Origin of the sequence: Arthrobacter sp. ISL-5 (genome assembly GCF_018613835.1) — a bacterium.
Classification (GTDB): Bacteria; Actinomycetota; Actinomycetes; order Actinomycetales; family Micrococcaceae; genus Arthrobacter.
On record NZ_JAGGPM010000046.1, the window covers coordinates 21,740 to 33,434 of the forward strand.

At 66.5% G+C, this 11,695-nt stretch carries 10 protein-coding genes; 8 read left to right on the forward strand and 2 right to left on the reverse strand.

The window, feature by feature from the left end:
- The first annotated feature begins 15 nt into the window (after positions 1-15).
- Entirely contained in the window at positions 16-1,923 is a 1,908-nt protein-coding gene (locus tag J7I89_RS22380; protein ID WP_214974966.1) for an AMP-binding protein, read from the forward strand.
- 13 nt (positions 1,924-1,936) lie between these two features.
- Here J7I89_RS22380 and J7I89_RS22385 read toward each other — a convergent pair whose 3' ends face one another.
- Both J7I89_RS22385 and J7I89_RS22390 read right to left on the reverse strand, forming a co-directional pair.
- Positions 1,937-2,650 (reverse strand): response regulator, encoded by a 714-nt coding sequence (locus tag J7I89_RS22385; protein WP_214974969.1) that lies wholly within the window; start codon positions 2,648-2,650, stop codon positions 1,937-1,939.
- Positions 2,647-4,293 carry a sensor histidine kinase gene (locus J7I89_RS22390; RefSeq protein ID WP_214974972.1) on the reverse strand — a complete coding sequence of 549 codons (1,647 nt, stop codon included), beginning with the start codon at positions 4,291-4,293 and terminating at the stop codon, positions 2,647-2,649. The genes J7I89_RS22385 and J7I89_RS22390 overlap by 4 nt, the downstream gene beginning before the upstream one ends.
- 140 nt (positions 4,294-4,433) lie before the next feature.
- Between J7I89_RS22390 and J7I89_RS22395 the strand changes: the two genes are divergently transcribed.
- The 7 genes from J7I89_RS22395 to cmk all read left to right on the forward strand — a co-directional run bounded on the left by J7I89_RS22395 (position 4,434) and on the right by cmk (position 11,685).
- Positions 4,434-5,783: a cation:dicarboxylate symporter family transporter gene (locus J7I89_RS22395; RefSeq protein ID WP_214974974.1), complete on the forward strand. Its 1,350-nt coding sequence runs from the start codon at positions 4,434-4,436 to the stop codon at positions 5,781-5,783.
- A 262-nt stretch (positions 5,784-6,045) separates the two neighbouring features.
- Positions 6,046-6,945: a ParA family protein gene (locus J7I89_RS22400; RefSeq protein ID WP_078028999.1), complete on the forward strand. Its 900-nt coding sequence runs from the start codon at positions 6,046-6,048 to the stop codon at positions 6,943-6,945.
- 5 nt (positions 6,946-6,950) lie between these two features.
- A complete protein-coding gene (locus tag J7I89_RS22405; protein WP_214974977.1) occupies positions 6,951-7,853 on the forward strand; it encodes a ScpA family protein in 903 nt (300 codons plus the stop codon).
- A gap of 101 nt (positions 7,854-7,954) precedes the next feature.
- A complete protein-coding gene (locus J7I89_RS22410) occupies positions 7,955-8,524 on the forward strand; it encodes an SMC-Scp complex subunit ScpB (RefSeq protein ID WP_251045730.1) in 570 nt (189 codons plus the stop codon).
- A 107-nt stretch (positions 8,525-8,631) separates the two neighbouring features.
- Entirely contained in the window at positions 8,632-9,858 is a 1,227-nt protein-coding gene (locus tag J7I89_RS22415) for a pseudouridine synthase (RefSeq protein ID WP_214974993.1), read from the forward strand.
- A gap of 3 nt (positions 9,859-9,861) precedes the next feature.
- Positions 9,862-10,971: a prephenate dehydrogenase gene (locus J7I89_RS22420; protein ID WP_214974995.1), complete on the forward strand. Its 1,110-nt coding sequence runs from the start codon at positions 9,862-9,864 to the stop codon at positions 10,969-10,971.
- Entirely contained in the window at positions 10,972-11,685 is a 714-nt protein-coding gene (gene cmk, locus J7I89_RS22425) for a (d)CMP kinase (protein ID WP_214975022.1), read from the forward strand.
- The last annotated feature ends 10 nt before the right edge of the window (positions 11,686-11,695 follow it).

Genomic DNA, 11,695 nt, shown 5'->3' on the forward strand with positions numbered 1-11,695 from the left:
GGACAGGAAATTTTCATGGTCACCAACAGTTACCGCGACGCCTACCGCCGATGCCTCGAGGAGCCGGACGAGTTCTGGCTGGAGACCGCAGGGCGGGTGTCCTGGTCGCGGGCCCCGCTACAGGCCGTGGACAGGACCCGCGCGCCGCTCTACGGCTGGTACCCGGACGGCGTCCTCAACACTTCCTTCAACGCGCTGGACCGCCACGTCCTGGCCGGCCGCGGGGACCAGGACGCACTCATCTATGATTCCGCCGTGCTTGGCAGCCAGCGGCGGTACAGCTACGCGGAGCTCACCGGACTCGTGGCCAGGTTCGCAGGCGTCCTGAGGGCACGGGGCGTGGGCAAAGGGGACCGCGTGGTGATCTACATGCCCATGATTCCCGAGGCGGCCGTCGCCATGCTGGCAACGGCCCGGCTGGGCGCAATACACTCCGTCGTGTTCGGCGGATTCGCCCCCAAGGAACTGGCCGCCCGCATCAAGGACGCTTCCCCCGTGGCCGTCGTCACCGCTTCCGGCGGGATAGAGCCGTCCCGCCGCGTGGAGTACCTTCCGGCGGTCGCGGAAGCCCTCGCGATCGCCGGAGTGGAAGGCACCCCGGTCCTGGTCAAGGAACGGGACGGCTTCGAGGCCCGGCGCACCGACTTTCCCGGCTGGCTGGATTGGGATAGTGAAATGGCCGGGGCGGAACCAGCTGCGCCGGTCGACGTCGCCGCCACGGACCCGCTCTACATCCTGTACACCTCGGGCACCACGGGGAGTCCCAAGGGTGTGGTCCGCGACAACGGCGGGCACGCAGTGGCCCTCAGCTGGACCATGGAGAACATCTACGACGTCGGCCCGGGGGACGTGATGTGGACCGCGTCCGACGTCGGGTGGGTGGTGGGCCATTCCTACATCGTGTACGGTCCCCTCATGGCCGGGGCCACCACCGTGCTGTACGAGGGCAAGCCCGTGGGAACCCCCGACGCCGGGGCTTTCTGGCGCGTCATCAGGGACCACCAAGTCAACGTGTTGTTCACGGCGCCCACTGCACTGCGTGCCATCCGCAAGGCGGATCCCGACGCCGCCCTGCTGGCCGGCTACGACACCTCCAGCCTAAAGTCGCTTTTCGTCGCGGGTGAGCGCCTGGACACTGACACCTACTACTGGGCCGCTGAAGCGCTGGGCGTCCCGGTCGTGGACCACTGGTGGCAGACCGAAACAGGCTGGGCAATTTGCGCTAATCCCCGGGGCCTGGATTCCCTTCCCATCAAGCCCGGTTCACCCTCGGTGCCGATGCCCGGCTTCAACCTCAGCATCGTGGATGCCAGTGGCGAAACGGTGGAGGCCGGCGAGGAAGGCAACATTGTGCTGGGCCTTCCGCTGCCGCCGGGGACCCTCACCACGCTATGGGGAGACGATGACCGGTATGTCTCCTCCTACCTCCTGGCTTTTGAGGGCTGCTACGCCACCGGTGACTCCGGATACCGGGACGAGGACGGCTATGTCTTCGTCATGGGGCGCACCGACGACGTCATTAACGTAGCCGGACACCGGCTGTCCACGGGATCGATGGAGCAGGTCATCGGGCAGCACCCGGCGGTGGCGGAGTGCGCCGTTATCGGTGTGGCGGACCCCCTGAAGGGCCAGCGCGCCAGCGGCTATGTGGTGCTCAAGGCCGGGGTTGACGTGCCGGAAGCCGTTCTGGTGCGGGAGCTTATTGCACTGGTCCGGCGGGACATCGGGGCGGTGGCCGATTTCAAGCAGGTTGCCGTGGTGGAGGCGCTGCCCAAGACCAGGTCCGGAAAGATCCTTCGGAAGACCATGCGGCAAATTGCGGACGGCGAAGAGTACGTCGTCCCGTCCACCATTGAAGATGCCGACGTGCTCGACCGGCTGATCGGAACACTGCGGCCCGCGGCCGCCGGCGGGGCCGGTTGAGCCTGTCAAAACCTCAGGCTCGGGACCAGCGGTATTCGTTTTCGGGACGGCCGGGCGCGCCGTAGCGGGCGGTTCTGGAGACCGTGCCGGCGTCGGCCAGGTACTCCAGGTAGCGCCGGGCCGTCACGCGGGACATGCCGAGCGCCGTCATGACTTCGGTGGCCGAGACCGCCCCCGGCTGCTGTCTCATGAAGTCGCGGACGGCGTCGAGAGTCGAGGGCGCCAGGCCCTTCGGAAGGGGCAGTTCCGACGGCGCCCTCAGGCTGGCAAAAGCTTGGTCGACATCGCTCTGCGAGGCGCCGGCTTTGGCCGATCCTGCCCCGGGGGTGGCAAGCTGCTCGCGGAACTGACGGTAGCTGTCCAGCTTGTCCGCGAACGTGGCAAACGTGAATGGCTTGATGAGGTACTGCACGACGCCGATTGACACGGCGTTGCGGACGATCGCAAGCTCCCTGACCGCCGTGATGGCGATGATGTCGGCAAAGTGGCCGGAGGAGCGCATCCGGCGAGCGATATCGAGTCCGTGCAGGTCCGGGAGGTTCATGTCCAGGAGCACCAGTTCAACCGGGCTGCCGGCAGCAGCGAATTCGCTGAGCATCCGCAGCGCCGACTGTCCGTCAGGAGCGGTTCCCGCCAAAGTGAAGCCCTCCAGCCTGCCCACGTAGGCGGCATGGGCCGCCGAAGCAATCGGCTCGTCCTCGACGACGAGGACTCGGATGTCTGTCACGCTTGTTCCTCCGGGAGGCTGTGCGGGTCCGGCGCGGGCAGCACGATGTGGAAACGTGCACCGCCGGTGCCGCCGGAGTTTGTGATCGTCATCGTACCGGCCCGACGCTGAACGGCCTGCTTCACGAGCGCCAGCCCGAGGCCGCGGCCGAAGGGGCCGGCCTCCTTGGTGCTGAAGCCGTACCGGAAGATATCGTCGACTGCGTCCGGTTCAATGCCCTTTCCGGAATCCTGGACCGTGATGTCCAGCCCGCCGCCGTCTGACTCCACGTGCAGTTCCACCCGCCTCGGCCCGGGGGCGTCCGTGGCGGCGTCGATGGCGTTATCGAGCAGGTTGCCAAGGATGGTGACGAGGTCCTGGACGGCGATGCCCGCCGCGCCGGCCGCACCGGATGCCTGCACCACAAGCTCCACACCGCGTTCATGGGCCTCCGCCGCCTTGCCCATGACCAGGGCGCTCAGCACGGGCTCTTGAACGGAACTGACCATGTCGTCTGTCAGCTGCTGGCTCAGCTCGAGATCCTGGGTGGCGAAGTCAAGCGCTTCTCCGGTACGGCCGAGCTCCAAGAGCGAAACCATGGTGTGGAGCCGGTTTGCGTGCTCGTGGGTCTGGGCCCGCAGTGCGTCGGAAAGCGTCCGCATGGTCTCGAGCTCGCTTCCCAGGGACTCGATTTCGGTGCGGTCCCGAATGGTGGCCACTGTTCCGAACATCGCTGCCTGGCGCCCGGCAGGGGAGTCCGGACCCATCGCCGGGCCCTGGTTCACCACCAGGACGCCGGAGTCAGTCAGGTGGATCTCGTCGTGGGCGGTGCGGCCCGATTCAAACAGGTTTTTCAGGCTTGGCGCCAGCGGAAGGTCGGCCAGGAACGGCGCGTTCGCCGGATCATCGCCCGAGTCCCGCGGCTCCAGCCCCAGCAGTTCGGCCGCCTGGTCGTTGTACATCACCACGCGACCCTTGGGGTCGATCAGGATGACGCCTTCGCGGACCGAGTGGAGCACGGATTCGTAGTAGGCAAAGAGCTGGGCAAGCTGCTCGGGCCCCCAGCCCCGGGTTACCCGCCGGAGATAGCCTCCGAGCAGCCAGGAGGCCAGTGAGCCGGCCGCGAGGAGGGCGCCCGAGATAGCCAGCAGGGCCGGGATCCTGCCGGCTACTGCAACGTCGATGGTCCTGACAGTTACGCCGGCCGCCACCAGGGCCTTCACCGAGCCGCCGGCGTCCTTGACCGGGGCAATGGTTCGTACGGAGGGGCCCAGGGTGCCGGCCGTGATTTCCGTGAACACGCGCCCCTCAAGGGCATCGGAGATTGAGCCGATGTATGGCTGGCCAAGCTCCTCGTTCCGGGGGTGCGTCCACCGTGTCCGGTCCGGCGCCATGATGGTGATGAAATCGGCGTCGGCGTCGCCCATGACCTTGAGCGCGTACGGCTGGAGCCGCGCCGACGGATCAGGGGACTCCGCGGCCTGGAGCACCAGCGGGTTATCCGCAACGGAGACGGCCAGGGCCGCCATCCGGCGTCCGGTTTCGTCGTAGGTGCGGTCCCGGGCATCGATGAAGGCGGCCGTCCCCACGACTGCGGTGAGCGCCAGCACGAACAGCAGGTTCGCCACGAATAGCCGCCTGGCAATGCTCCAACGGTGGATCACAACACCTCCTATGACCAATATGAACGCAACGGTGAGCCAAGTCACTCCATGGCCAATGATGGAGATCACATAAGGACCGACGCGAAGAGCCCAGAGACTGTGCCGAAGCGTCTACCAGATTATCCATAAGGAGACACATCATGGCTTCTCAACGAGGAGAGTCCGCTGCCCCGGCCAAGGCCGGCCGCAAGGGACTGGACAAGTCCCACTACCTTTACATCGCCGTCATCGCGGCCGTCATCCTGGGCGCACTGGTGGGGCTGCTGTTCCCGGAGGTCGGCAAATCGCTGAAGCCGCTGGGCGACGGGTTCATCAAGCTCATCAAGATGATGATCGCCCCCATCATCTTCTGCACCATCGTTTTGGGCATCGGCTCCATCGCCAAGGCCGCGACAGTCGGCAAGGTCGGCGGCCTGGCCCTCGGGTACTTCGTCCTCATGTCGACTTTCGCACTCGCCATCGGCCTCGTGGTCGGCAACCTCATCCACCCGGGTGAAGGCCTGAAGCTCGCGCCGTACGACCCCAGCAAGAAGGCCGCAACGGACAGCACCGTGGAGTTCCTCCTCGGCATTATTCCCGGCGACATCCCGGTTCTCCCCACCCTTCTCGCCGCCATCCTCGTAGGCTTCGCACTGCAGAAGATGGGCCCGCAGGGTGCTCCGGTGCTCAAGGCCATCGGCCACGGCCAGGCGGTCGTGTTCCGGATCCTCATCATGATCATGTGGCTGGCTCCGGTCGGCGCCTTCGGTGCCATCGCCGCGGTTGTCGGTGCCACCGGCTTCCAGGCAATCGTGAGCATGTTCACCCTGATGGTCGCGTTCTACATCACCTGCGCCCTCTTCATCGTCGTGATCCTGGGCGGCCTCCTGCAGGTGGTGGCCGGCGTGAACATCTTCAAGCTCATGAAGTACCTGGCCCGTGAGTACCTCCTGATCTTCTCCACCTCCTCCTCCGAGGCTGCGCTGCCCCGCCTGATTGCCAAGATGGAACACCTGGGCGTCTCCAAGCCGGTCGTCGGCGTCACCGTCCCCACGGGCTACTCGTTCAACCTCGACGGCACCGCCATCTACCTCACCATGGCCTCGCTGTTCGTGGCCAACGCTATGGGAACCCCGCTGGACCTCGGTGCGCAGGTGTCCCTGCTGATCTTCATGATCATCGCTTCCAAGGGCGCCGCCGGTGTCACCGGTGCGGGCCTGGCCACGCTGGCCGCCGGCCTGCAGGCCCACAAGCCCGAACTCCTGGGCGGCGTCGGCATGATCGTCGGCATCGACCGCTTCATGTCCGAGGCCCGCGCCCTGACCAACTTCACCGGCAACGCCGTGGCCACGGTCCTGATCGGAACCTGGGTCAAGGAGATCGACGGCGAGCAGGTCGGCCGCGTCCTCTCCGGCCAAGAGCCCTTCGACGAGCAGACCATGATCGCCGGGCACCACGAGGTCCCCGAGGTCCGCGAGGCCCCGGTGCAGCCCGTTCCGGCCCACGCCTAAAGTCCCGAATACCAAAGGCGCTCCGGCGCCGGCAAACCGCCCGCACAGGCCTAGCCTGTGCGGGCGGTTTGCATGGGCGAAACATCAACCTTCGACCTCAGGTAAAAGGTCAAGGCTCAAGCGCCATCAAAAGTCAAGTTCCACGGAATGCCGTGTCGGGCGCTGTAGCCTTGGGTGGAAGCAGCATGGGCGCTGGGCATTTAGCGGCCCGGGCATTCAGCGGCAGAGAACAATCACCGTCATCGAAAGTGTGGATAGATACGTGAGCAGCGAACAGGGTTCAGCAACTCTGGAAGGCACGGAACTCGACCTGGAAGACGCCGTGATGGGTCCCACAGGACGTCCCTACCGCGAATTTCCGGAGCCCGCGCCGCTGTCCTCCCATGGGCCGGCGCGCGTGATTGCCATGGTCAACCAGAAGGGCGGCGTGGGTAAGACCACGTCCACCATCAATCTCGCGGCAGCGCTGGCAGAATATGGCCGCCGTGTCCTCCTCGTGGACTTCGACCCCCAGGGGGCATTGTCCGCCGGGCTGGGAGTCAACCCCCACGAACTGGATCTCACGGTCTACAACGTCCTCATGGACCGCAAGGTGGACATCCGCGATGCCATCCACCAGACCGGCGTGGAAAACGTTGACCTCTTGCCGGCCAACATCGACCTTTCCGCTGCCGAGGTCCAGCTGGTCAATGAGGTTGCCCGCGAACAGGTGCTGGACCGGGCGCTGAAAAAGGTTGAAGACGATTACGACGTCGTCCTGATCGACTGCCAGCCGTCCCTCGGGCTGCTCACCGTCAACGCGCTCACGGCCGCCCACGGCGTCATCATCCCGCTGATCTGCGAATTCTTCGCGCTGCGGGCCGTGGCCCTCCTGGTCGAGACCATCGACAAAGTCCAGGACCGCCTCAACCCGCGGCTGCAGGTGGACGGCGTGCTCGCCACCATGTATGATGCCCGCACCCTCCACAGCCGTGAGGTCATCACGCGCCTCGTCGAGGCCTTCGGCGACAAGGTCTTCGAGACCGTCATCAAGCGTTCCATCAAATTCGCCGATGCCACCGTGGCCGCCGAACCCATCACCAGCTACGCCGGCAACCACATCGGCGCCGACGCCTACCGCCGCCTCGCCAAGGAACTCATCTCGCGCGGCGGCGCGCCTTAGCCTGGATGTCGGCTGAGTCGGCAACGCCGCTCGCACAGCGCGGCCAGCGGACGGACGAGGACGACGGCGGGGCCCCGCCGGAGGCGGGTGGCGCACCTGACGCGAAGAAGCCCGGCTTCGAAGTGCGGCTGGCCAACTTCACCGGACCGTTCGACCTGCTTCTCGGCCTGATCTCCAAGCACCAGCTGGACATCACCGAGGTGGCACTCGCCACGGTGACCGATGAGTTCATCAAGTACATCCGGAACCTGCAGAAACTGGGGGAGGAGTGGGCGCTCGATGAGGCCAGCGAGTTCCTCGTCATCGCTGCCACCCTGCTGGACCTGAAGGCCGCCCGCCTGCTTCCGGCCGGCGAGGTCGAGGACGATGACGACATTGCCCTGCTGGAGGCGCGGGACCTGCTCTTTGCGCGGCTGCTGCAATACAAGGCGTTCAAGCAGGTGGCCGCCCTGCTGGATGCAACGCTCGAGCTGGAGGCGCGGCGGTACCCGCGGCAGGTGGCGCTGGAGGAGCACTTTGCCGCCATGCTGCCGGAGCTCGTCTGGAAGCACACTCCGCAGCAGTTCGCCGCCCTTGCCGAGACGGCACTGAAACCCAGGATCCCCGCGCCCACGGAAGTGGGGCTGGCCCACCTCCACGGCAGTCCTGTCAGCGTCAAGGAACAGGCGGAGCTGATCGGACTGCGCCTGCAGCAGGGCAGGCCCCTGTCGTTCCGCGCGCTGATTGCAGATGCAGAATCCACGCTGGTGGTGGTTGCCCGTTTCCTGGCGCTGCTTGAGCTCTTCCGCGACCAGGTGGTGGCCTTCAACCAGCTTGCGCCGCTGGGTGACCTCACCGTCCGCTGGACGGCGCCTGGCGCCGAGTGGAGCAGCGACCACCTGACCGAAGAATATGAGGAGCAGCCGTGACGAAACCCGGGCAGGAACCGTCGTCGGAGGACACCGCCAGCGGCGGCACCGATGTTACGGCGCTGCCGGGCGGAGCACGCGCTGCGCTTGAGGCCGTGCTGATGGTGCTGGACCAGCCAGCGTCAGCCACGGACCTCGCCGCCGGACTCAACCTGACAGTGGCCGCCGTGGAGGAATTGCTGCTGGAACTGCAGCGCGAGTATGACGGCTATACTGTTAAAGCCCCGGATATGGAAATTGCCAGTAACGCTGGCTTCACCTCCAGCCCCCGGGGTTTTGAATTGCGGAATGTCGCCGGCGGCTGGCGCATCTACTCCAGGGCAGAATTCGCCGACGTCGTCGGTGCGTTCGTCCTGGAGGGACAGACGGCCAGGCTGACGCAGGCGGCGCTCGAAACGCTCGCCGTCATCGCATACCGGCAGCCCGTTTCCCGGGCCAGGGTGTCTGCAATTCGTGGGGTCAATGTTGACTCTGTCGTGCGGACGCTCACCCAGCGGGGACTGATCGAGGACTCCGGAACGGATCCGGAGTCAGGCGCTGTCCTGTACTGCACGACGTCGTATTTCCTTGAACGCATGGGAATCGGCTCGGTGGCTGAGTTGCCTCAGCTTTCACCGCACCTTCCGGGGCTTGAAGGAATTGAAGAGTTCTACGACGCCGGAAGAATGTAGGCAGTTTTGCCTGCGCAACAGTATTCACCAGGGCAGATTTAATCTGCGCGGCTGGCTAGTGTTGTCCTAGGACAACCGTTGCCGGTCAACATAACGAAGGACGGGTCATGACACAGGCGGGACGCCAGGGTTCACCACGTAACAGTTCAGGACGTAAAGGTCCGGAACGAAATTCAGCGGGCAGCGCAGGGCGCGGTGCCCCCAGCCCGCGGGGCGGCGGCTTCGGCGCCGGCCAGCGGGACTTCTCCAAGGGCGGCGACCGCCCGTACGGCGACCGCCCGTACAAGAAGGCGCCCAAGCCGCGGGAAGAGCGCTTTGTCGATCCCGACGAAGCGCCCGCCGCTCAGGCGGAGCGGCCTGCCGCAGTCGACTGGAAGTCCGGCGCCAAGCCGGCAGCCCGGAAGCCCGGAGCACGCAAGCCCGGGGCAGGAAAGACGCCCGGCACTCCCGGCGCGCTCAAGCCCAAGCCGCGCTCCGCTGCGGCCAAGACCTTCGGTACGCGCGCGTTCGGCGGCGAACGGTTCGGCCAGAGCCTCGGCGCCGTCCGCAAGCCTTCGCGCAAGCGCGGCCCCAGCGGCCCCGTGCCGCAGTCCGAACTGCACGACGCCGACGGCGTCCGCTTGCAGAAGGTCATGGCCCAGGCCGGAGTGGCTTCGCGGCGTGTCTGCGAAGAGATGATCGCCGAAGGCCGCGTGGAGGTCGACGGCCAGGTCGTCACCGAACTCGGTGTGCGCGTCGATCCCACTACATCCGTTATTCACGTGGACGGCCTCCGCATCCAGCTGGATGAGTCCCTCGTGTACATGGTCTTCAACAAGCCCAAGGGCGTCGTGTCCACCATGGAAGACCCGGACGGGCGTCCCTGCATCAGCGATTTCGTCCGCAACACCCATGGCGAGCGGCTCTTCCACGTCGGCCGCCTGGACGTCGCCACCGAGGGCCTGCTGCTGCTGACCAACGACGGCGAGCTGGCCAACCGCCTGACGCACCCTTCCTACGAGGTTCCCAAGACGTACCTGGTCCAGGTCCGGGGTCCGTTCCCGCAGGGCATCGGCGCACAGCTGAAGGCCGGCGTCGAACTGGAGGACGGCATCGCCTCGGTGGACTCGTTCCGGCTCGTCGACTCGACTCCCGGCCATGTGCTCATTGAAGTGGTGCTGCACTCGGGCAAGAACCGTATTGTCCGCCGCCTTTTCGACGCCGTCGGATTCCCCGTGCTGCGCCTGGTGCGCGTCAAGGTGGGCCCCATCGGCCTGGGCGACCAGCGCCAGGGGAGCATCCGCAACCTCGGCAAGCAGGAAGTCGGCCACCTGCTGGCATCCGTGGGGCTGTAGGGCATGTCTGCATTCCGCACGCACGGCCGCGGGCACCTCAACGGCCCGGTGGCCGTGATCGGCACCGGGTTGCTCGGCGCGAGCATCGGCCTCGGCCTCCGTGGCCGGGGTGTCGCCGTGTACCTTTCCGACCCGTCGCCCACTAACCAGGCCGTTGCCGTGGATATCGGCGCCGGCCTGCCGCTGGAGGCACTCGGCCAGGAGCAGCCGGAACTCGTCGTCGTCGCGGCCCCGCCGGACGTGACTGCGGACGTCGTGGAACGTGCGCTGGCCGACTACCCGGAAGCCACCGTCGTGGACATCGCCAGCGTCAAGGCGGCCATTCTGGACGAACTGCGCCGCCGGGGCGTGGATCTGGCGCGCTACGTCGGGACCCACCCCATGGCAGGACGCGAGAAGTCCGGGCCTGTTGCCGCCCGCGGCGAGCTGTTCACTTCCATGCCCTGGGTGGTGTGCCCCTCCGAGGTGTCCACTCCGGGGGCGGTGCAGGCCGCGCGTGCCCTGGCCGGTGACCTCGGCGCCGTCGTCTCGCAGTTCACCGCTGACGAGCACGACGAAGCCGTGGCGCTCGTATCCCATCTGCCCCAGGTCATGTCGTCGCTGCTGGCCAGCCGGCTGCAGGGCACTCCGCTGCACGCGCTTTCCCTCTCCGGGAACGGGCTGCGGGACGTCACGCGCATCGCCGCCAGCGATCCCACGCTCTGGGTGCAGATCCTTGGCGCCAACGCAGAAAAAGTCGTTGGCATCCTGCACGGAGTCCGCGAAGACCTGAACAGGCTGATCGGCACGCTGGAGGATCCTACGGCTCCCGGAGCCCGCCTGGACCTTGCCCAGCTGATCAGTGAAGGCAACGCAGGGCAGGCGCGGATCCCCGGCAAGCACGGCGGGCCGCCGCAGGCGTATTCCTGGCTGACGGTCCTCGTGGACGACAAGCCGGGGCAGATCGCGAGGCTCCTGACGGAGATCGGTGAGATCGGCGTTAACGTTGAGGATCTTCGGCTTGACCATTCATCCGGCCAGAACGTCGGCATGGTGGAACTGTCGGTCCTCCCCAACAGGCACGATCTCCTGATCGAAGCCCTCAATGACCGCGGATGGCGGGTACTCCAGTAAATGACACAGGAACTGATTGATACCTTGCCTGCCCTGCGCCTGGGCCGGCCCCTCGTTGTCGCCATCGACGGGCCGTCCGGATCCGGAAAGTCCAGCGTCAGCAAGGAAGTGGCACGCCGGCTGAAGCTGGCCTACCTGGACACGGGCGCCATGTACCGGGCGCTGACCTGGTTCTGCCTTGACCGGGCCATCGACCTCACAGACGCAGCCGCCGTCGAGCTTGCGGCTGAGGAACTGCCGCTCGACATCAGCACCACTCCGCACGAAGAGTATGTGCGGGTGGACGGCGCCGACGTCACCGAAGCTATCCGGGAACCGTCGATCTCCTCCGCGGTCAGCGCCGTGGCTACAACGCTGGGCGCCAGGACGGAACTCATCCGGCGCCAGCGCGCGCTGATCGAAAAGCACCACCGCCGCATGGTGGTGGAAGGCAGGGACATCACCACCGTCGTCGCGCCCGGTGCACAGGTGCGCATGCTCCTGACCGCAAGCGAGGAAGCCCGCCTGCGCCGGCGCGGCATCCAGCTTGGCGGCACCCAAAGCGCGGAGGAGCTGGCCGCCCAGGTGACCCAGCGGGATGCCAGGGATTCAACCGTGGTGAACTTCACCCAGGCCGCGGACGGTGTGGTCACCTTGGATTCGTCGGAGCTGGACTTCGAGCAGACCGTGACCGCGGCGCTGCGGATTGTCACCAAGGTCATCAACCATGAGTGACGCCTCCGGC